Consider the following 19,674-nt stretch of genomic DNA (forward strand, 5'->3'; position numbering starts at 1 on the left):
TTGCCGGGGATTTGGCGCGGGCGGCCGCGAGGAGGCCCGCGGAGCCGACGAAGGCCTCAAGGCAGCCGCGGGCGCCGCAGCCGCACAGGGGGCCCCGGGGGTCGACGCACAGATGGCCGAACTCGCCGGCGCCACCGCGCGCCCCCCGGTACACCCGCCCGTCGGCCACGATCGCCGCGCCGACGCCGCGCCCGATGGTGAGCACCAGGAAGTCCCGGTGCGTGCGCCCCCTGCCGTACAGCCGCTCGGCCGCCGCCAGCGCGTTGACGTCGTTCTCCACCAGGACCGGCAGGTTGAGCCGCCGCCGCAGCCGCTCCCCGACGGGCATCGCCTGCCATCCCAGCGTGGGCGCGTTGACCGTGCCGACGCCCTGGTCGTCCACCCCGCCGGGCACCCCGACCCCGACCCCGAGCAGCGGCGGCCCGCCGGTGATCGCCGACAGCACCGACGAGACCGTGTCGGCCAGGTCGCCGGGCGCGTCGGCGGCGCCGGGATCGAACGGCCGCACCCACGACCCGAGCACCTCGCCGTCCAGCCGCACGTCGACGAGCACGAGGTGGTCCGCCGTCACCTTGACGCCGAGCGCCCGCCCGGCGCCGCCGACGAGCCCGAGCCGCTGGGCGGGCCGCCCGCCCCTGGACGGCTTGAGGTCGAGCTCCTCGACCATGCCGTGCCCCATGAGCTCGCGGGTCAGCTGGGTGACGGTCGCCGGGCTGACGTCCAGCTCGCGCGCGATCTCCGTGCGGCTGAGCGGCCCCACCGTCCCCAGCAGGGCGAGGATCGCGGTCCTGGTGAGGTCGCCGCGGTCGCTTCCGGCCATGCCACCACTTTCTTTAGGGATAAAGTTAGTGGTGAAAAATATGAGCCCGAGCGCCCGTGGCTGTCAAGAGACAAGAGAAAACCCCGGAAGGCGCACGGCCTTCCGGGGTTCGTCGGCGGGGGACTAGGAGGCGTCCCTCGCCTGGTTGCGCAGCGCCCGGCTGACGCCGTCGGCGCCCTCCAGGATCAACCGGCGCAGCGCCTGCGGCGGCTGCTCGGCGGCCAGGTGGTCGCGCGCCGCCTGGACGGTCGCCTCCTCGATGACCAACGACGGGAAGCAGCCGACCGCGAACGTGGACGCCTGGTCGAACGTCCACTCGCGGTAGATCCGCCCCACCTCGGCGAAGTACTTCTCCCGGTACGGCTCCAGCAGCTCGGGGTGGAGCGGGTCCTGGAAGCCGCCGATCGTCGTACGGGCGATGTGGTTGGCCAGCTTGCCCCCGATGATCTGCTCCCAGGCGGCGGCCTTGGCCTCGGCCGTCGGCACGGCGGCGCGGCACTGCGCCGCCGACCGCTCACCCTTGGCCGTCGGGTCGCGCTTGAGCTCGGCCTCGATGTCGGCCTCGCCCAGCTTGCCGCCCACGACGAGCGCGTTCACCAGCGTCCAGCGCAGGTCGGCGTCGACGGTCAGCCCCTCGGGCACCTCGGAGCCGTCGAGGATGGCAGCCAGCGTGCCCAGGTCGGCCTCGGAGGTGGCCACCGGGGCGAACGCCTGCAAGTAGGCCAGCTGGTGGTCGGAACCGGGCTCGGCGGAGCCGACGAGCGAACGCAGCGCGTCGGCCAGCAGCGCCAGGCCCTCGGCCCGCCACGCCGGCTGGGCGTACTGCTGCACGGCCTGCCGGGCCTGCCGCAGCACCGTCTGCAGGACCGTGAGGTCCTTGACCGTGGCGACGCCGGAGACGACCAGCTTGACGTAGTCGCGGGTGGACATCTCGCCGTCGCGGGTCATGTCCCAGGCGGCCGACCAGCACAGCGCGCGCGGCAGCGACTCGGTGAACGCGGAGATGCCGCCGTCGACCAGCGTGCGCAGCGACCGCTCGTCCAGCCGCACCTTGGCGTAGGTCAGGTCGTCGTCGTTGACCAGCACCAGGTCGGGCTGCTCCGCGCCGACCAGCTCGGCCACGGCGGTACGGGCGCCGACGACGTCCAGCTCGACCCGCTTGGTCCGGGTCAGCGCGCCGTCGCGCAGCGAGTACAGGCCGATCGCCACCCGGTGCGAGCGCAGCGTCGGGTAGTCGGCCGGAGCCTCCTGCAGCACCTCGAAGGAGGTGAAGCGGCCGTCGGCCACCTCGAACGACGGGCGCAGCGTGTTGACCCAGGAGGTCTCCAGCCACTCCTTCGACCACGACGACAGGTCACGCCCGGAGGTCCGCTCCAGCGCGCCGAGCAGGTCCTTCAGCTCGGTGTTGCCCCAGGCGTGCTCGTCGAAGTAGTCGCGTACCCCGGCCAGGAAGTTGTCCAGCCCGACGTAGGCGACGAGCTGCTTGAGCACCGAGGCGCCCTTGGCGTAGGTGATGCCGTCGAAGTTGACCTCGACGGCCTGCATGTCGGGGATGTCGGCGGCGATCGGGTGGGTGGAGGGCAGCTGGTCCTGGCGGTAGGCCCAGGACTTCTCCACGTTGGCGAACGTGGTCCACGCGCCGCCGCCCCACCGGGTGGCCTCGGCCTGCGCCAGCACCGACATGTAGGTGGCGAACGACTCGTTCAGCCACAGGTCGTCCCACCAGCGCATGGTGACCAGGTCGCCGAACCACATGTGCGCCATCTCGTGCAGGATCGTCTCGGCGCGCCGCTCCACGACCGCGTCGGTGACGCGGGAGCGGAAGACGTAGTCCTCCAGGAAGGTCACGCAGCCCGCGTTCTCCATCGCCCCGGCGTTGAACTCCGGCACGAAGAGCTGGTCGTACTTGCCGAAGGGGTAGCGGACGCCGAACACCTTGTGGAAGAAGTCGAACCCCTGCCGGGTGACCTCCAGGATGTTGTCGGCGTCGAGGTGCTCGGCCAGCGACGCCCGGCAGTAGACGCCCAGCGGGATGCCGTCGTGCTCGGAGGTCACCTTGTGGTAGGGGCCCGCCACGAGCGCCGTGATGTAGGTGGACATGACCGGCGTGGCCGGGAAGCGCCACAGTTTCGCCTGCCCGCCGGTGGCCTCGACCGTGCCGGCGGCGGCGTTGGAGACGACCTCCCAGCTCTCCGGCGCGACCACGCTGAGCTGGAAGGTGGCCTTGAGGTCGGGCTGGTCGAAACAGGCGTACATGCGGTGCGCGTCGGCCGTCTCGAACTGGCTGTGCAGATAGACGCTCTGGTCCACCGGGTCGACGAAGCGGTGCAGGCCCTCGCCGGAGCGCATGTAGGCGCACTCGGCCCGGACGATCAGCTCGTTGGAGGCGGCGAGCGAGGGCAGCGGGAAGCGGCCCTTGTCGGCGTCGTAGGCCGCGGGGTCGAGGTCCTCGCCGTTCAGCGTGACCTGGTGCACGCGCGCGCCGTGCAGATCGATGAAGGTGGGAGCGCCGGGACCGGTGCTGCCGAAACGGACCGTCGTCACGCTGTCGAAGCGCTCGTCCCCCGTCGTGAGGTCGAGTGCGACCTCGTACGACTCGACCTTCAACAGCCGGGCCCGCTCGCGCGCTTCGTCCCGGGTCAGGTTCCCTGCCAAGTTGCGCTCCTTTTCACCACTTCGTTGGGGTTTGTCGGTATCCTTCCACGCCGGAATAGGACACCGACCTCCCCAGGTTATGACCACACATGACTGAGAAGACTCCTGTGGATCTCTGGTTCGATCCTTTCTGCCCCTTCGCCTGGGCGACGTCACGATGGCTCGTCGAAGTCGAGAAGGTTCGTCCCATCGAGGCCCGCTGGCACATCATGAGCCTCAACGTCCTCAACGAGGGCAAGGACGTGCCGGAGTCCTATCGGGAGCAGATCGCCCGGGCCATCGGCCCGGTGCGCGTCGTCGCCGCGGCCGCAGACAAGTACGGCGAGCACGTCGTCGGGCCGCTCTACACCGAGCTCGGCCTCCGCCTGCACAACCAGCGCGCGATCAACCGGCTCGGCGACCTGCGCGCCACCGTCGAGGACGCGCTCGCCGGCGCCGGCCTCGACCCCGCCCTCGCCGACGCCATGGACTCCGACGCCTACGACGAGGCCGTACGGCGCTCCCACGACGCGGGCATCGGCCTGGTCGGCCAGGACGTCGGCACGCCCGTCATCCGGGTCGGCCGCAACGCGTTCTTCGGCCCGGTGATCACCACCATCCCCACGGGCGAGGAGGCCGGCCGGCTGTGGGACGGCGTCCTGCTGGTGACCGGGTTCGAGGACTTCTTCGAGCTGAAGCGCACCCGTGACGGCTCGCCGAGGTTCGACTGATTCCTCCGGGGCGGTAGAAGAAGCTGCCTCCGGGGGTGGCAGCGCTCATCCCCGGATCCGTAGGCGCCTCGCATTGTGACCCCGGGCACGCCAGGATGGCTCTATGCGTCAGCTTTACATCGGCGGTGCCTGGACCGCCTCCGTCTCGGGTGAGGCCGTCGAGGTCGTCAACCCGGCCACCGAGGAGATCATCGACCGGGTGCCCGCGGGCGCGGCCGGAGACGTCGACGCCGCCGTGCGCGCGGCCGGGCGGGCCTTCCCCGCCTGGTCGGCGCTACCGCCCGCGGACCGGGCCAAACAGCTGGCCGCCGCCGCCGAGCTGCTCAAGCAACGCGCCGACGAGGTCGCCAGGATCATCGCCACCGACATGGGCTCGCCGTTCGGCTTCGCGCTCAAGGTGCAGACCCTGATGCCGGCCGGCGTCCTCGCCTCCTACGCCCAGCTCGCCGAGAGCCACCCGCGTGAGACGCGCACCGGCAACTCGCTCGTCGTCAAGGAGCCGGTCGGCGTCGTCGCCGCCATCACCCCGTGGAACTACCCGCTGCACCAGATCGTCGCCAAGGTCGCCCCGGCGCTCGCCGCAGGCTGCACGGTCGTGCTCAAGCCGAGCGAGGTGGCCCCGCTGGCCGCCTACGCGCTGGCCGACATCCTGCACGAGGTCGGGCTGCCGCCGGGCGTGTTCAACCTGGTCAGCGGGCGCGGCCCGGTCGTCGGCGAGGCCATGGCCGCACACCCCGGCGTGGACCTCGTCTCCTTCACCGGATCCACGACGGCGGGCCGCCGCGTCGCCGCGCTCGCCGCCGACGGCGTCAAGCGGGTCGCGCTGGAGCTCGGCGGAAAGTCCGCCAACGTCATCCTGCCCGACGCCGACCTCACCGCCGCCGTCAAGGCCGGCGTCGCCAACTGCTTCGTCAACGCCGGCCAGACCTGCTCCGCCTGGACCCGCATGATCGTCCATCGTGACCAGTACGACGAGGCCGTCCGCCTGGCCGTCGAGGCCACCGCCAAGTACACCGTCGGCGACCCGTTCGACGAGGCCACCCGGGTCGGCCCGCTCGTCTCCGCCGCCCAGCGTGACCGCGTCGTCCGCTACATCAACCGCGGCCAGGAGGAAGGCGCCCGGCTGGTGGCCGGCGGCACCGAGCGCCCCCTGCCCCGCGGCTACTACGTCGAGCCGACCGTCTTCGCCGCGGTCGAGCCCGGCATGACGATCGAGCAGGAGGAGATCTTCGGCCCCGTCCTGTCGATCATCCCCTACACCACCGAGGACCGGGCCGTCGAGATCGCCAACGGCACGCCGTACGGGCTGGCCGGCGCGGTCTGGGCGGGCACCGAGGAACGCGCGGTCGCGCTGGCCCGCCGCCTGCGCACCGGCCAGGTGGCCGTCAACGGGGGCCGGTTCAACCCGATGGCCCCCTTCGGCGGCTACAAACGCTCCGGGATCGGCCGCGAGCTCGGCGAACACGGCCTGGAGGAGTTCTTCGAGGTCAAGTCACTGCAGCTCTAGAGGAGCCCGCCGGTGGCGCGGATGGTCTGGCCGGTCACCCAGCCGCTGTCCGGCCCCGCCAGGAACGCGATCACCGCCGCCACGTCCTCGGGCCGGCCGAGCCTGCCCAGCGAGGTCATCGCGGCCGACCGCGCCAGCGCCTCCGGCGGGTTGGACGCGCGCAGCATGTCGGTGTCGGTCGAGCCGGGCAGCACGGTGTTGGCGGTGATGCCGCGTGCCCCGAACTCGCGGGCCGCCACCATGGCGAACTGCTCGACCGCGGCCTTGCTGGCCTGGTAGACGGCCATGGTGGGGGCGGCGACCTCGGTGTTGAGCGTCGAGACGTTGACGATGCGCCCGCCGTCGCGCATCACCCGGCCCGCCCACTGGACGGCCAGGAACGTCGCGCGGGCGTTGACCGCGAACACCCGCTCGTAGATCTCGTCCGTCACGTCAGCGATCAGCGCCTGGCCGGTCTCCGCGGCATTGTTGACCAGGATGTCCACGCCCGGCAGCCGCGCCTCCGCCTCGGCGAACAGCCGATCCAGGTCGGCCCGGTCGCCCATGTCCGCGCGGACGGCGAACGCGCCCGTCTCCTTGGCGACCCGCTCGGCCGCGGCCGTGTCCTTGAGGTAGCTGAAGACCACGGTGGCGCCGTCGGCGGCCAGCCGCTCCACCACCGCTCTGCCGATGCCGCGCGAGCCGCCGGTCACCAGTGCGCCCTTGCCGGAAAGCAGAGTCATACGGACAACCTACGCTTTGTGCAGGATCTTGCGAGCCTCGTTCTTGGGCAGCACATCGACGTACAGCTTGCCGTCGAGATGGTCGGTCTCGTGCTGGAAACAGCGCGCCAGCGAGCCCCGGGCGGTGATCCGCACCGGCCGCTCCAGCCGGTCCAGCCCCTCGACCGTCACCCCGGCAGCCCTGGCCACCGGGGCGTAGAGCGGCTGGCCGGTCTGGCGGTCGGGCACCGACAGGCAGCCTTCCTCGTCCAGGATCGGATCCGGGTCGTCCACGGTCAGCACCGGGTTGATCAGATGGCCCTTGCGTCCGCTGATGTCGTAGACGAACAGCCGCCGTGACACGCCGATCTGCGGGCCGGCCAGGCCCACGCCGTTGACGGCGTACATGGCCCGGAACATGTCGTCGATCAGCTTGCGCAGCTCGCGGTCGAAGCCCTCGACGGGCTCGGCGGGCGTGCGCAGGACCGGGTCGCCGATCGCGCGGATCTCGCGCATGGCGGCTCCTCTCGTAAGGACTGCTTGACGGTGCGGGCCCTTACTCTAGCGAGCGGGCGCGGGCCGGGGACCCAGTGAGCCGGGCTGTGGAAGACTGGTCGCGTGCGTGTCTACATCGGTGCCGACCATGCCGGCTATGAGCTCAAGAACCATCTCGTGTCCTGGTTGAAGGACCACGGGCACGAGGTGACCGACTGCGGTCCCTTCGTCTACGACGCCGAGGACGACTACCCGGCGTTCTGCCTGCGCGCCGCGGAGGGCGTGGCCGGCGACCCGGGCAGCCTCGGCGTGGTCATCGGCGGGTCGGGCAACGGCGAGCAGATCGCCGCCAACAAGGTGCGCGGCATCCGCGCCGCCCTCGCCTGGAGCGAGGAGACGGCCCGCCTGTCACGCGAGCACAACAACGCCAACGTGGTCGCCGTGGGCGCGCGCATGCACTCGGCCGAGGAGGCCACCGGCTTCGTCGAGGTGTTCCTCGCCACCTCGTTCTCCGGCAGCGAGCGCCACAGCCGGCGCATCGCCCAGCTCGACACGTACGAGACCATCGGGCAGTTGCCCTCGCTGCCCTAGGAGCGGCGCCTGGTCTCGCGCCTGGGCGTCTCGTCACGCAGGGGCCGCCGGTCGGCGGCCTCCTGCTGCTCCTTCGACGGGCGCGAGACGTCTCGCGCCCGCATCGCGGTGATCGCGGTGATCTGCAAGCTCTGCAGGGCCATACGCCCGACCCTACGTCAGAACGTCAGCCCGGCCCACGGCTTCGGGCTCCACGACATGGCCGTCGCCAGCGCCCGCACCGTGCCCGGCGTCCGCTCGTCCAGCAGCCCCGCGGCGTGCTGCTCGGAAAGCGCGCCGTCGCCCAGGTAGGCCGAGCCCAGCGACGCGGCCTTCAGCACCAGGTCGGGCTCGTCGTCCACCGGCTTGCACTCGGCCCCGGCCGTGTCGGCGCTCAGCCGCCACCGGCGCGCGTTCCACGGGCACACGTCGTCCACGACCTCGAGCACCACGTTGACCGGCGCCACGTAAGAGCGGGAGGTCAGCGCCTCGGCCACGTCGACCAGGCGCACCCACAGCTCGTCGGACCAGCGGGCGCGCAGCCGTCGCGGGTCGGCGACCAGCGCGAACAGCGGGTCGTCCACCGGCCGGCTGGAGGCGACCACCTTCGCGACCAGGTCACGGTCGAGCACACTGCGCCACAGCAGCGCGTAGGCGGCCGGATCGGCGGCGAACAGCTCGTTGAGGCGCAGCTCCCCGTCGGGCAGGCCGTTGGAGTCCCAGCCGGACTTGATCCGGAACAGCGCGTAGCCACGCACCCCTCGGTCGTCCTCGGCGATCACCGAGCGCAACGAGCCCGCGCCCTGCTGGTCGTACTCCTCGTCGGCCAGCACGGAGTCCCAGAACTCCTTTCTGCGCTCGTAGAGCCCCGGACGCAGGGGAGCCACGGCGGCGAACAGCGCCTCGAAGTCGCCGCGCGCCTCGGCGGGCTTGGCCACCCGCAGCCGCAGCGCCGGATCGTGCGGGGCGTCGCGGACGAACGCCGAGCCGCCCTTGTCGACGCTGAACGACATCAGCTCGGCCGCCCTGCCGTAGCCGAAGCGGCCGTAGATGGGCGCCTCGGAGGCGTAGAGCGCGGCCACCGCCTCGCCCCGCTCGTGCACGTCGGCGAGCTGCCTGCGCATCAGCGACGACAGCACGCCGCGGCGGCGGTGGGAGGCCAGCACGCTGACGGCGGTCACCCCCGCGACCTGCAGCACCCCGCCGGGGACCGTCATCCGGAGGCTGTGGACCGACGTGCAGCCGGCGATGGTGTCGCCGTCGAACGCGGCAAGCGTGCGGTCGAACTCGGTCTGCGCCTTGTAGCGCTCATTCTGACGGGGATGCGGCGTCCAGCCGAACCCCTCGGCCAGCACGTCGGCGAACGCCGGCCATTCGGCCTCGCCGACCGGACGGATGTGAAAGGTCATCCGTCCACCGTACGAGGCGAGGCCCGGCGGAAGCCACCGGATATCCGCTCCCGATGATCAAGGCATTGGTCAAGTGGGCTGCCCAAACGTGGTCCAGACCGATACAGTCAGGCGCATCATGAGTTCCCGTCCGGCGCCGCTGATCCCGCCACGGCTCCGCGCGCTCCTCGTGCGGGTGCCGTTCCTGGTGCAGGCCGTGCGGCTGGTGCGGCGCCCGCTGGCCCGTGACCGCAACCTGCTCCTCACACTGACCGTGGTGTCGCTGGTGATCGGCCTGCTGGCCGCCGAGGTCTCGACCGAATGGTTCTCGCCGTCGCTGCTCATCCTGGTCACCCTGGTGGGCGGGCTGCAACTGCGGTTGCGCAGCCTCGTCAAGCTGCTGGTCGCGGTGGCCGTCGCGCTCGGCTACGTGGCCGTGCAGCTCGGTGCGGGCAGCGTCGGGCCCGGGCTCCTCGTGACGATCGGCTTCACCACCGTGCTGGCCGTGCTCATGGCCCGCACCCGCGGCAAGCTCGGCGTGCAGGGGCTGCGCGGCGACGCGATGCTGCTGGAGCTGCGCGACCGGCTCAGGAGCCAGGGCGAGCTGCCGCCGCTGCCCAAGGACTGGGGCGGCAAGGTGGTGCTCAAGCAGGCGGGCGGCTCGTCCTTCGGCGGCGACTTCCTGGTCTCCCTGCGCGACGGCGACCGGGTCGACATCGCGCTCGTCGACGTCTCCGGCAAGGGCGTCGACGCGGGCACCAGAGCGCTGCTGCTGTCGGGCACGTTCGGCGGGCTGCTCGGCTCCGTCGACGACTTCCTGCCCGCGTGCAACGCCTACCTGCACCGCCAGCGCGGCGACGAGGGGTTCGTGACCGCCGTGCACGTCCGGCTCGACCTGGCCACCGGCGACTACACGATCACCTCGGCCGGGCACCCGCCGGTCGTCAAGTTCGACGCGGGCACCGGCAACTGGCAGGTCGCCTCCGCCAAGGGCGTGGTCCTCGGCGTGGTGCCCGACCTGCACTGCGAGCCCGACAGCGGCACCCTGCGCAAGGGCGACGCGCTGCTGCTCTACACCGACGGGCTCATCGAGCAGCCGGGCCGCGACATCGACGCCGGGCTCGACCGGCTGCTGGGCGAGGCCGAGCGGCTGCTGCCCTCCGGGTTCCGCGACGGCGCCAGGGCCCTGGTCAACGCCATGGCCTCAGGCCACAACGACGACTGCGCGCTGGTGCTCATCTGGCGTCCGTAGTGACGAATCACATGGGTCAGGCGGTGATCGCGGTCACTGGCCGCCCGCCCGGCCGCCTGCGATTCTCATAGTGTCGCGGGCCCCGGCGGAACGGCGCGGCTCCTCCGGGGCCCGCTCTCACAGCCAGCCCGAATCACTCGCGATGCGCACCGCGTCGACCCGGTTGCGCGCGCCGGTCTTGCACATGATGCGCGACAGATGGTTGCGCACGGTGCCCACCGTCAGGAAGAGCTCGTCGGCGATCTCCGCCGACCGGGCGCCGCCCGCCGCGATCCGCAGCACGTCGATCTCCCGCCTGGTCAGCGGGTTGGCCGGTGACTGCAGCGCGGCCACGGCCAGCTCGGCGTCGATCGCCCGCCCGCCCGCCGCGATGCGCCGCAGCCCCTCGGCGAGCTGCTCCGGCCGCACGTCGAGGGTCATGAACCCGCGCGCGTGCGCCGCCAGCGCACCGCGCACCTGGGCCGGATTCGGCTGGGCGGACAGGATCAGCACCGCGCAGCCGGGCGCCTTCTCCCGCAGCGACGCGGCGGCCCGCAGCCCGCCGCCGCCGGGCAGGCCGGCGTCGACCACCGCCGCGTCGGGCGCGCACGCCAGCGCCCTCGGCAGCACCTCCTCGGCGCTCGCGACCTCCGCGACCACCTTCAGGTCCGGCTCGGCCTCCAGCGAGGCCACCAGACCGCGCCGCACCAGCGCCAGATGCTCGGCGACCAGGATCCGGATCAAGTCGCTCCCTCCGTCACGTCCCAGGGTGATCGTTTGACTGCGCACTGTCAACGGCGGTTCATGCGCGGCCCTCATCCAGGTGTGGAGAGTTCGACTACCCTGGGGAGGTCGGGACTTCCGTCTGCCCTGGAGCGCGCGTACATGGATTGGCTCTTCGCCGCGGGGATCGTCATCTTCTTCATCGGACTGATGGCGTCCATCGCGCTGCACGAGATCGGCCATCTCGTGCCGGCCAAGCTGTTCGGCGTCCGGGTGACGCAGTACATGGTCGGCTTCGGCAGCACCGCCTGGTCCTGGCGCAAGGGCGAGACCGAATACGGCGTCAAGTGGCTGCCGCTCGGCGGCTACATCCGCATGATCGGCATGCTGCCGCCCCGGCCCGGCGACGACCCCACCAAGCTGCGCGGCAGCTCGACCGGGCCGTTCCAGAGCCTCATCGAGACCGCCCGCGAGGCCGCCCAGGAGGAGGTGCGCCCCGGCGACGAGGAGCGGGTGTTCTACCGGAAGAAGTGGTGGCAGAAGGTCATCATCATGTCCGGCGGCCCGGCGATGAACTTCGTGCTGGCCTTCGCCCTCTACACGCTGCTGTTCGTCGGCATCGGCGTCTCCACGCCCGTGCCGATCGTCTCGCCCAACACCCACACGTGCGTGATCCCGATCAGCGAGCAGCGCACCGAGTGCCGGCCCACCGACCAGCCGACTCCGGCCTCCAAGGCCCAGCTCAAGGCCGGTGACAAGCTCGTCTCGTTCGACGGCCGGAAGATCGAGACGTGGGACGACGCGACGCACCTCATCCGCTCGCACGGGGCGGGCGAGGTGGCGCTCGGCATCGTGCGCGACGGCCGGCCGATGACGCTCGACGTCACGCTCATCGCCCAGGACCGGCCCAAGCCGGACGACCCCAAGGTGATCGAGAAGAACGTCGGCTTCCTCGGCGTCACGCCCACGTCGGTCGTCCAGCAGCAGAGCATCGGCGCCGTCGCCGGCTACATGGCCGAGCTCACCGGCAAGGTGGCGCAGTCGCTGGTCAACCTGCCGGAGAAGATGGTCGGCGTTTGGCATGCCGCCTTCTCCGGCGAGGAACGCGACCCCGAGGGCCCGGTCGGCGTCGTCGGCGCCGGGCGGATGGGCGGCGAGATCCTCGCCTCCGACATGACGGGCTTCGAGAAGTTCAGCTTCTTCGTCAACCTGCTGGCCGGCTTCAACCTGGCGATCGGCATGTTCAACCTGATCCCGCTGCTGCCGCTCGACGGCGGCCACATCGCGGGCGGCCTCTGGGAGGGGCTCAAGCGGGCCTACGCCCGCGTCCGGCGCCGCCCCGAGCCGGCCTACGTGGACATCGCCAAGGTGCTGCCGCTCACGTACGCGCTCGCCTTCGTCATGATCATCATGGCCGGGCTGCTCGTCTACGCCGACCTGATCAACCCGCTTCGGCTCACCGGATGACCGGCACCCCGCTGGAGGAGCTCCGGCGACTGTGCCTGGCGCTGCCGGAGACGACCGAACGGCTCAGCCACGGTGAGCCCACCTGGTTCGTGCGGGGCAAGAAGACGTTCGTCATGTACGCCGACCACCACCACGACGACCGCCTGGCCTTCTGGTGCGCGGCCCCGCCCGGCGTCCAGCAGGAGCTGGTCGCCGAGGACCCGGCCCGGTTCTTCCGGCCCCCGTACGTCGGCCATCGCGGCTGGCTGGGCGTCTACCTCGACGTGACGGGGATCGACTGGGCGGAGATCGGCGAGATCGTCGCCGACGCCTACCGCCAGATCGCCCCCAAGTCCCTCGTCGAGCGGATGTCGCAGCCCGGCTGAGCGGACGGGCGGGCCCATGCTCGTCAGCGCAACAGGGTGGCGAGCGCGCCGGTGACGCGATCCAGCGGCTCCCTGCTGCGGTGCGCCTTGGCCAGCAGGAGCGCCCCCTCGATCAGCGCCAGGACGGTGACCGCGAGGTCGTCGGCGTCCGGCCGCCCCGCGAGGCGCGCCCGCAGGGCGTCCTCCCACGAGGTGTAGACCTCCGAGCAGGCCTGCTGGAGAGGGTCGCTGGCGGCGGCCATCTCCAGCGCCACCGTCGCCACCGGGCACCCCTTGCGCCAGCCCGACTCCTCCAGCCGGTCGCCCAGGAGCCGCAGCACCCCCTCGACGAACTCCGGCGCCGACCCGCCGAGATCGTCGAAGGCCGCCCCGATCGCCTGACCGGCCCGCCGGATCGACTCGCCGACCAGCTGGTCCTTGCCGTCGGGGAAGTGGAAGTAGAGCGAGCCGCGGGGCGCCCCGCTGGCCGCGATCACCTGGTTGAGCCCGGCGTTGAAGTAGCCCCCGGACTCGACCAGCTCCTGCGTAGCGTCCAGGAGGCGCAGCCGCGTCTCCGTCCCCTTCTGCCCCATGCCGAAAAAGTAGACCGATCTATATAATGTGTCAACCGCCGGGCTGCATGTGGTGCGTTCAGTGCATGGAGATGTGTACGTGGTCGAAGTGGTTCTCGGTGATGCTGCCCCGGTCCGACATGGCGCTCCAGCCGGAGCCGTGGTTGATCCGCTGCTTCCAGATGACGTACTTGACGCCCAGCTTGTCGCGGTTCTTGATGGTCCACTCGGCGATGCGGTCGCCGAGGGCGTTGTCGGTCGCGGTCGGCATGCCGCCGCCGGTGCTCATCATGAAGTCGCACGCCCGGCCCAGCGGATGCTCGCCGCTGGAGCCGGCGCGGAAGCAGCCGACGGTGAACGGCAGCTTGAAGTTCTTCTCGATCTGCGCCTTCATCGCCCGGGTGCGGGAGGTGATGTTGTCGGAGCCGCTCGGAAGCTGCGGGGCCCAGCTGCCGTCGGAACGCCGGCCGGTGCTGAACGGGATCAGGTCTTCCAGCTTCTTCTTGATGTCGCCGATGACGTCCTCGGCCTCGCCGCGCTGCTTGGCCGCCTCGGCCGTGTCGGCGCTGATGTCACGGGCCAGCGCCGCCGCCTCGTCGGCGGCCTTCTTCTGCTCCGCCCGGGCCGCGGCCGCGCCGTCGACGACGGCCTGCTGCTCGGCCGTGAGCTGCTCCATCACGGCCGCGCTGCCGCCGTCGGGCGGGAGCATGTAGAACGGCAGCGCCAGGCTGCCGCTCTGATAGCGCAGCCTGGCGAGCTCGGCCACCTTCTGCTGGGCGGCGGCCAGCGCCTGGTCGGCGGCCGCGAGCCGCTTGTCGGCCGCCTCGGCGGCCTCGCGCGCCTTGGCCAGCTCGACCCGCTTGAGGTTGTAGCGCTCGATGAGCTGGTCGACCTTCTTGTTGAGCTGCTTCAGCTCGCCGCGGAGCTGCGTCTCGTCCGGCTTCGGCTCGGCCGCGGCGGGCGCGGACCAGGTGGCGAGCGTCATCGCGGCTGCGGTGATGACGCCGATGGCAAGTCGCGTGGGGGACGCTGACGCCACGTGCGGGGTTTCCTCTCCCTCTGCCGGCCGGGTTAGCTGACGGGTTCGGGCATGGGAGTCGCTTCCCTACCACCGAAGTGGATTCACCCCAGGTGCGGATGGGTCCCCGGCTCCCGGGCACTCGCCCGGGATTAGGCGCAACACGGTGTTATGGCCGTGCTTGAAGGGATATTAGTGGTAGATCACGAGTAATGCGACTTCAATTGGAAATCAATTAGTGATCTACCTGTGATCGAAGCATGCGTGCGGCCTCTTCCGGGAGTACGTCGTTGACGAACGCGCCCATGGCCGACTCCGATCCTGCCAGATACTTCAGCTTGCCGGGCGCGCGCCTGATGCTGAACAGCTCCAGGTGAAGATGGCCCAGCTCACGGTCCTGCCGGACCGGCGCCTGGTGCCAGGCCGAGATGTACGGCATCGCGACCCCGAACAGGTCGTCCAGGGCGCGCAGGACCGAGGTGTAGAGCGGTGCGAACGCCGCCCGCTCGGCCTCCGACAGCGCCGCCAGGTCGGGCACCTGCCGGTGCGGGTAGAGATGCACCTCGAACGGCCACCGGGCGGCGGCGGGCACGAACGCCGTCCACAGCTCGTTGGCGGCCACCACCCGGGTGCCGGCCTCCCGCTCGGCCTTCAGGACGTCGGCGAACAGGTTACGGCCCGGGTGCCGCCCGGCGTAACGCCTGGCCGCGCCGAGCTGCAGCTTGGTGCGGGGCGTGACGTACGGGTAGGCGTAGATCTGGCCGTGCGGGTGGAACAGGGTGATGCCGATCTCCTCGCCCCGGTTCTCGAAGCAGAAGACCTGCTCCACGCCCTCGATCGCGGACAGCTCGGCCGTACGGTCGGCCCAGGCTTCCATGACCAGCTCCACCTGGTCGTCGGAGAGCTGGGAGAACGACGAGGCGTGCTCGGAGGTGAAGCACACCACCTCGCACCGCCCCACGCCCGGCCGTACCTCGCTCAGGCCGCCCACCTCCGCGTAACTGCCCAGATTGCGGGAGAACGACGGGAACCGGTTCTCGAACACCACCACGTCGTAGTCGTGCGCCGGGATCTCCGACGCCCGCGTGTCGGACGACGGGCACAGCGGGCACTCGTCGGCCGGCGGCAGGAACGTGCGGGTCTGCCGGTGCCCCGCGATCGCGATCCACTCCTCGGTCAGCGGGTCGTAGCGCAGCTCCGAGGCCACCGGCCGGGGATCGAGCGGCCGCCGGTCGATCGCACTCCGGTCGGCGTCGTCGCGCCGGTCGAAGTAGATCAGCTCCCGGCCGTCGGCCAGATGGGTGATGGTGCGCTTCACTGAGAGCCCTCCGCGATGATCAGTTCGCCGGCGCGTTCGGCCAGCTCGGTACGTGCCTCCTGCGGCAGCCCGGCGTCGCTGATGACCACGTCGGCCTCGGCCAGCTCCGCGATCGTGCTGATGCCGACGGTGTTCCACTTGGTGTGGTCGGCGGGCACCACCAGCCGGTGCGCGGCGCTGACCAGCTCCCGGTCGGTCTCGGACTCCAGCAGGTTGGGCGTGGTGAACCCGGCCCGCACGCTCATCCCGTGCACCCCCAGGAACAGGGTGTCCACGTGCAGGCGCCGGATCGCGGCCACGGCCACCGGGCCGACGAGCGCGTCGGAGGGGGTGCGGACGCCGCCGGTGAGCACGACCGTGCGGTCGGCGCGCGGATTGCGGTGGAAGACCTCGGCCACGGGGATCGAGTTGGTGATGACCGTCAGCTCGGGCACCCCGATCAGGTGGTGGGCCAGCGCCCAGGTCGTGGTGCCCGCCGACAGCGCGACCGCGGTGCCCGGCCGCACGAGCTGGGCGGCGCGGCGCGCGATGGACTCCTTCTCCTGCTGCTGGCGGGCCGACTTGGCGGTGAACCCGGGCTCCTCCGTCGAGCCGGGGCCGAGCGCGGTGGCGCCGCCGTGGACCTTTTCCAGCAGCCCGCGTTCGGCGAGCACCTCCAGGTCGCGGCGGATCGTCATGTCGGAGACGCCGAGCTCGCGCACGAGGTCGGCCACCCGGACCCCGCCGGTGCTGCGGACGCGTTCGAGTATCGCCTGCTGTCGCTGCTGTGCGAGCACGCCCCCGCTCCTTCCAACAGATTCCACCAAATTATGACACGAATATGTTGGGGAATGTTAGGTCGCCGGGGAACGCTTGTGCCCTGCCCGGATGCGGGAGACATTGAAGGCACCCGACCACCCGGAGGAACGCGACATGGCCAGACGCGCACGCAAGGGCAAGGCACGCAAGAAGAAGAAGGCCAACCACGGCAAGCGGCCCACGGCGCGCTGACTCAGCCCGGCAGCTCGCTCAACGCCTCGTCGATCCGTTCCTGCGGCAGCGTGAAGTCCGTCATCTCGCCCGACAGGTAGCGGTCGTAGGCGGCGAGGTCGAAGTGCCCGTGCCCGCACAACGCCGTCAGGATGACCTTCGCCTCGCCGCTCTCCTTGCAGCGCAGCGCCTCGGCGATGGTCTCGGCCAGCGCGTGCGTCGGCTCCGGCGCGGGCACGATGCCCTCGGTCCTGGCGAACGTCACCCCGGCCTCGAAGCACTCGGTCTGCGAACGGGTGACCGCCTCGAACAGCCCAAGCTCGTACATGTGCGACAACAGCGGCGACATCCCGTGATAGCGCAGCCCACCGGCGTGGATCGGGTCCGGCACGAACCCGTGGCCGAGCGTGTGCATCTTGAGCAGCGGCGTCAGCCCGGCCGTGTCGCCGAAGTCGTAGGCGTAGCGGCCGCGGGTGAACGACGGGCAGGCGGCCGGCTCGACGGCGCGCAGCACCGGCCCGCCCTCCCCGGCCAGCTTGCCGCGCAGGAACGGGAAGGCCAGCCCGGCGAAGTTCGACCCGCCGCCGGTGCAGCCGATGACCAGGTCGGGCAGCTCGTCGAGCTGCGCGAGCGCCTCCTCGCCGATCACCGTCTGGTGCATGAGCACGTGGTTGAGCACCGACCCGAGCGCGTAGCGGGCGTCGTCGGCCCCCGCCGCGGCCTCGACCGCCTCACTGATCGCGATGCCCAGGCTGCCCGGCGAATCGGGCCGCTCGGCCAGCACCTTGCTGCCGGACATCGTCACGGCTGACGGGCTCGCGTGCACGGCCGCGCCGTACACCCGCATGAGCGAGCGCCGGTAGGGCTTCTGGTCGTAGGAGGCCCGTACCATCCAGACCTCGCACTCCAGCCCGAACTGGGCGCACGCGAAGGCCAGCGCGCTGCCCCACTGCCCGGCGCCGGTCTCGGTGGTGAGCCGGCGCACTCCCTCGCGCGCGTTGTAGTACGCCTGCGGGACGGCCGTGTTGGGCTTGTGCGACCCGGCGGGCGAGACGCCCTCGTACTTGTAGTAGATCCTGGCCGGCGTGCCCAGCGCCTTCTCCAGCCGGCGCGCCCGCACCAGCGGCGTCGGCCGCCACAGCCGGTAGACGTCGAGCACCTCCTGCGGCACGGCGACGAACCGCTCCCGGCTCATCTCCTGCCCGATCAGCTCCATCGGGAACAGCGGCGCCAGATCGTCCGGCCCCACCGGCTGCCGGGTGGCCGGGTGCAGCGGGGGAGGAGGCGGCGCGGGCAGGTCGGGGACGATGTTGTACCAGTGGCTGGGGATCATCTCCCCAGTCTGCGCCGCCGCGCGTCGCCGTTCCAGTCGCCTTCCCGCATCGCCGGCCGCTCCGGATGATCGGCCCGTACGAGCACATCCGCCGTGTCGGCGGGACGCACCTCCCGCTCGTACCGGGCATAGGCCGGCAATCGCCACAGTTCGTCGTCCGGTGTACGCCTCTCCAGTGCCGCCGCCGACAGCCACAGGTGCACGCTCAGCTCTACCGGCAGCCCCCTCCCCAGCAGCAGCGTCCCGTCAAGCAGCAGCACCCCGCCCGGCGCCAGCCTCTCGTACGGCAGCCGATGGGCCCGGTCGATCCGGCTGTCCCACAGCTTCGGCAGGACCCGGCCCGAGCCGCCAGGGCCCAGCGGCTCCAGCACCTCCCGGAGCAGTCCCTTCACGTCGAGCCAGTCGTCGTAGAACACGTCGGGATCGGTCCGCCCGTGCTCCAGCCGCAGCGACGCCGGCCGCAGGAAGTCGGCCGCCGACACCCGCAGCACCTGCCGTCCGCGCACCCGCAGCGGCGCCGCCAGCAGGTCGGCGAGCTCCCCGGGTGCCGCCGCCGGGGCCCCGTCGACGACCACCCGCACCCAGTCGTCGCCCGGCCACGCCGCGATAGCCCCGGCCAGCTCCTCGACCAGCGCTTGCCTCGAGATCGGTCGTGCACGCATCACCCCGAGCCTACGTGCGGATCCTCCTGCCCTGATCATCACCGTCCGGGTGGGCGTAGGACAGGTACGCGCGTGCCCGGTTCGAGTTCGGCAGGAGGCTTCCTGGACCGGGCTCACCCGGCTCGGCCACGATGAGGCCATGACGCAGAACGGATCAGCGCGGCAGCCGGCGGCGGCGGACGGACGAGCGGGCCCGCGCCTGAACTGGCCGGCGGTGAGCGCCCTGGCGGCCCTGGCCGCCGCCGTGGTCGCGCTGATCGCGTACCTGGCGCCGCCGGCCCCACCACCCCAGCCCCAGCCCCAGCCCGAGGCACTGGTCCCCACTTCAGCCCGGGAGCCGGCCCCGGAGTCGGCCCTGGATTCATGGTCGCCCGATCCGGACACCAGCCCGCCCGAACCGCCGGCCCCCGACACGAGCACGCCCGAGCCGCCGATGCCGAGCTCCACGCGGGCGGCCCCGATTTCCTCCGAAGCGCTGCCGCCGGTCCGGCCCGGCGGCTGCGACGAGGCGGCGACAGCGCTGACCGCCTACCGCCGGAACGCCGGCGCCGCCCGCAGCAGCCAGGCGGCCGCGGCCCAGCAGGCGTACTCCGACCTGATGGGCGCGGTCCTCCACGCACAAGGGGCGGTGGGGGCGAAGATCTCGCGGCTGGCCACGGAATTCCGGGAACTGAACTTCCGCCTGACCGGCATGACCGGCGGAGATCCCAACCAGGTGATCGCGGACATCAACACGGACGTCGCGGAGCTCAACAGGCTGTGCGGAGCCACCTGACCCGCTCACCACGAGCGAGGCTCACGGCCCCGACCTGGCCTGTCGGCTTCTGGAGCGGACGACGGGAATCGAACCCGCGTAGCTAGTTTGGAAGACTAGGGCTCTACCATTGAGCTACGTCCGCGCGAACCGGTCGAACTCTGGTCTAGACTTCATCCGGTCGTCAGGGCGTAAGCGTACCGGAGTCCCGGAGCGTGTGCGTACCCGGCGCCGACGGGGCGTGGCGCAGCTTGGCAGCGCGCTTGCTTTGGGAGCAAGAAGTCGCAGGTTCAAATCCTGTCGCCCCGACCAGTGTGATGTCTCACGACATCGGAAACCCTCGAACCTACGGGTTCGGGGGTTTCGTCGTGTTGGGGTTTGCCTGGGGTTGGTAGTCGCGGGCGGGGTCGATGGTCAGCTCGCGCAGGAGTTCTCCG

Annotated in this window: 21 protein-coding genes, 2 tRNA genes and 1 riboswitch; of the genes, 9 read left to right on the plus strand and 14 right to left on the minus strand. The window is 71.5% G+C overall.

The window, feature by feature from the left end:
• A partial coding sequence (locus tag ADY59_RS38460; RefSeq protein WP_049573411.1) for an ROK family transcriptional regulator occupies positions 1-820 on the minus strand: 820 nt, incomplete at its 3' end.
• 123 nt (positions 821-943) lie between these two features.
• Positions 944-3,475 (minus strand): aminopeptidase N, encoded by a 2,532-nt coding sequence (gene pepN, locus ADY59_RS38465; protein ID WP_049573413.1) that lies wholly within the window; start codon positions 3,473-3,475, stop codon positions 944-946.
• An 89-nt stretch (positions 3,476-3,564) separates the two neighbouring features.
• On the opposite strand from pepN, the gene ADY59_RS38470 reads away from it, so the two are divergent.
• Entirely contained in the window at positions 3,565-4,185 is a 621-nt protein-coding gene (locus ADY59_RS38470; protein ID WP_049573416.1) for a mycothiol-dependent nitroreductase Rv2466c family protein, read from the plus strand.
• Between the two features lie 103 nt (positions 4,186-4,288).
• Entirely contained in the window at positions 4,289-5,692 is a 1,404-nt protein-coding gene (locus ADY59_RS38475; RefSeq protein WP_049573421.1) for an aldehyde dehydrogenase family protein, read from the plus strand.
• Here the strand turns inward: ADY59_RS38475 and ADY59_RS38480 are convergent.
• The gene (locus ADY59_RS38480) at positions 5,689-6,414 is read right to left on the minus strand and encodes an SDR family oxidoreductase (RefSeq protein WP_049573423.1); all 726 of its coding nucleotides are present in this window, start codon (positions 6,412-6,414) and stop codon (positions 5,689-5,691) included. The two genes, ADY59_RS38475 and ADY59_RS38480, sit on opposite strands and share 4 nt — an antisense overlap.
• A 9-nt stretch (positions 6,415-6,423) precedes the next feature.
• Positions 6,424-6,909: a peptide deformylase gene (def, locus tag ADY59_RS38485; RefSeq protein WP_049573425.1), complete on the minus strand. Its 486-nt coding sequence runs from the start codon at positions 6,907-6,909 to the stop codon at positions 6,424-6,426.
• A 102-nt stretch (positions 6,910-7,011) separates the two neighbouring features.
• Here def and ADY59_RS38490 point away from each other — a divergent pair, with 102 nt between their 5' ends.
• Positions 7,012-7,479: a ribose-5-phosphate isomerase gene (locus ADY59_RS38490; RefSeq protein WP_049573428.1), complete on the plus strand. Its 468-nt coding sequence runs from the start codon at positions 7,012-7,014 to the stop codon at positions 7,477-7,479.
• Here the strand turns inward: ADY59_RS38490 and ADY59_RS50655 are convergent.
• Both ADY59_RS50655 and ADY59_RS38495 read right to left on the minus strand, forming a co-directional pair.
• Complete coding sequence (locus ADY59_RS50655; RefSeq protein WP_156325978.1) at positions 7,476-7,622, minus strand: hypothetical protein; 147 nt, start codon at positions 7,620-7,622, stop codon at positions 7,476-7,478. The two genes, ADY59_RS38490 and ADY59_RS50655, sit on opposite strands and share 4 nt — an antisense overlap.
• Before the next feature lie 15 nt (positions 7,623-7,637).
• Positions 7,638-8,867 carry a GNAT family N-acetyltransferase gene (locus ADY59_RS38495; protein ID WP_049573431.1) on the minus strand — a complete coding sequence of 410 codons (1,230 nt, stop codon included), beginning with the start codon at positions 8,865-8,867 and terminating at the stop codon, positions 7,638-7,640.
• 118 nt (positions 8,868-8,985) lie between these two features.
• Here ADY59_RS38495 and ADY59_RS38500 point away from each other — a divergent pair, with 118 nt between their 5' ends.
• Positions 8,986-10,098: a PP2C family protein-serine/threonine phosphatase gene (locus tag ADY59_RS38500; protein WP_049573457.1), complete on the plus strand. Its 1,113-nt coding sequence runs from the start codon at positions 8,986-8,988 to the stop codon at positions 10,096-10,098.
• A gap of 117 nt (positions 10,099-10,215) precedes the next feature.
• On the opposite strand, the gene ADY59_RS38505 is transcribed toward ADY59_RS38500, so the two are convergent.
• Positions 10,216-10,821, minus strand: coding sequence for a response regulator transcription factor (locus tag ADY59_RS38505; protein ID WP_049573434.1), 606 nt, complete (start codon positions 10,819-10,821; stop codon positions 10,216-10,218).
• Between the two features lie 141 nt (positions 10,822-10,962).
• Between ADY59_RS38505 and ADY59_RS38510 the strand changes: the two genes are divergently transcribed.
• On the plus strand, positions 10,963-12,267 hold the full coding sequence (locus ADY59_RS38510; RefSeq protein ID WP_049573435.1) for a M50 family metallopeptidase: 1,305 nt from the start codon (positions 10,963-10,965) through the stop codon (positions 12,265-12,267).
• Positions 12,264-12,632: an MmcQ/YjbR family DNA-binding protein gene (locus ADY59_RS38515; protein ID WP_049573439.1), complete on the plus strand. Its 369-nt coding sequence runs from the start codon at positions 12,264-12,266 to the stop codon at positions 12,630-12,632. The genes ADY59_RS38510 and ADY59_RS38515 overlap by 4 nt, the downstream gene beginning before the upstream one ends.
• 23 nt (positions 12,633-12,655) lie before the next feature.
• Here ADY59_RS38515 and ADY59_RS38520 read toward each other — a convergent pair whose 3' ends face one another.
• The 4 genes from ADY59_RS38520 to ADY59_RS38535 form a co-directional block, all read right to left on the minus strand.
• Positions 12,656-13,204 carry a TetR/AcrR family transcriptional regulator gene (locus tag ADY59_RS38520; RefSeq protein ID WP_049573440.1) on the minus strand — a complete coding sequence of 183 codons (549 nt, stop codon included), beginning with the start codon at positions 13,202-13,204 and terminating at the stop codon, positions 12,656-12,658.
• 58 nt (positions 13,205-13,262) lie between these two features.
• On the minus strand, positions 13,263-14,222 hold the full coding sequence (locus tag ADY59_RS38525; protein ID WP_049573442.1) for a hypothetical protein: 960 nt from the start codon (positions 14,220-14,222) through the stop codon (positions 13,263-13,265).
• Positions 14,223-14,229: 7 nt separating this feature from the next.
• A riboswitch (cyclic di-AMP (ydaO/yuaA leader) is annotated at positions 14,230-14,370 on the minus strand.
• Between the two features lie 66 nt (positions 14,371-14,436).
• The gene (galT, locus tag ADY59_RS38530) at positions 14,437-15,519 is read right to left on the minus strand and encodes a galactose-1-phosphate uridylyltransferase (protein WP_049573447.1); all 1,083 of its coding nucleotides are present in this window, start codon (positions 15,517-15,519) and stop codon (positions 14,437-14,439) included.
• Positions 15,516-16,295 carry a DeoR/GlpR family DNA-binding transcription regulator gene (locus ADY59_RS38535; RefSeq protein ID WP_049573449.1) on the minus strand — a complete coding sequence of 260 codons (780 nt, stop codon included), beginning with the start codon at positions 16,293-16,295 and terminating at the stop codon, positions 15,516-15,518. Before ADY59_RS38535 ends, galT begins: the two co-directional genes overlap by 4 nt.
• 136 nt (positions 16,296-16,431) lie before the next feature.
• Between ADY59_RS38535 and ADY59_RS54150 the strand changes: the two genes are divergently transcribed.
• On the plus strand, positions 16,432-16,509 hold the full coding sequence (locus tag ADY59_RS54150) for a 50S ribosomal protein bL37 (protein WP_371252575.1): 78 nt from the start codon (positions 16,432-16,434) through the stop codon (positions 16,507-16,509).
• Between the two features lies 1 nt (position 16,510).
• On the opposite strand, the gene ADY59_RS38540 is transcribed toward ADY59_RS54150, so the two are convergent.
• Both ADY59_RS38540 and ADY59_RS38545 read right to left on the minus strand, forming a co-directional pair.
• Complete coding sequence (locus ADY59_RS38540; RefSeq protein ID WP_049573450.1) at positions 16,511-17,821, minus strand: TrpB-like pyridoxal phosphate-dependent enzyme; 1,311 nt, start codon at positions 17,819-17,821, stop codon at positions 16,511-16,513.
• Complete coding sequence (locus ADY59_RS38545; RefSeq protein WP_049573454.1) at positions 17,818-18,483, minus strand: uridine kinase; 666 nt, start codon at positions 18,481-18,483, stop codon at positions 17,818-17,820. The genes ADY59_RS38540 and ADY59_RS38545 overlap by 4 nt, the downstream gene beginning before the upstream one ends.
• Before the next feature lie 139 nt (positions 18,484-18,622).
• On the opposite strand from ADY59_RS38545, the gene ADY59_RS38550 reads away from it, so the two are divergent.
• The gene (locus ADY59_RS38550; protein ID WP_049573455.1) at positions 18,623-19,258 is read left to right on the plus strand and encodes a hypothetical protein; all 636 of its coding nucleotides are present in this window, start codon (positions 18,623-18,625) and stop codon (positions 19,256-19,258) included.
• Between the two features lie 50 nt (positions 19,259-19,308).
• On the opposite strand, the gene ADY59_RS38555 is transcribed toward ADY59_RS38550, so the two are convergent.
• Positions 19,309-19,382 (minus strand) — tRNA-Gly (locus tag ADY59_RS38555).
• 90 nt (positions 19,383-19,472) lie between these two features.
• Here ADY59_RS38555 and ADY59_RS38560 point away from each other — a divergent pair.
• Positions 19,473-19,549 (plus strand) — tRNA-Pro (locus ADY59_RS38560).
• Positions 19,550-19,674 lie beyond the last annotated feature (125 nt).

Origin of the sequence: Nonomuraea sp. SBT364 (genome assembly GCF_001083785.1) — a bacterium.
GTDB lineage: Bacteria > Actinomycetota > Actinomycetes > Streptosporangiales > Streptosporangiaceae > Nonomuraea.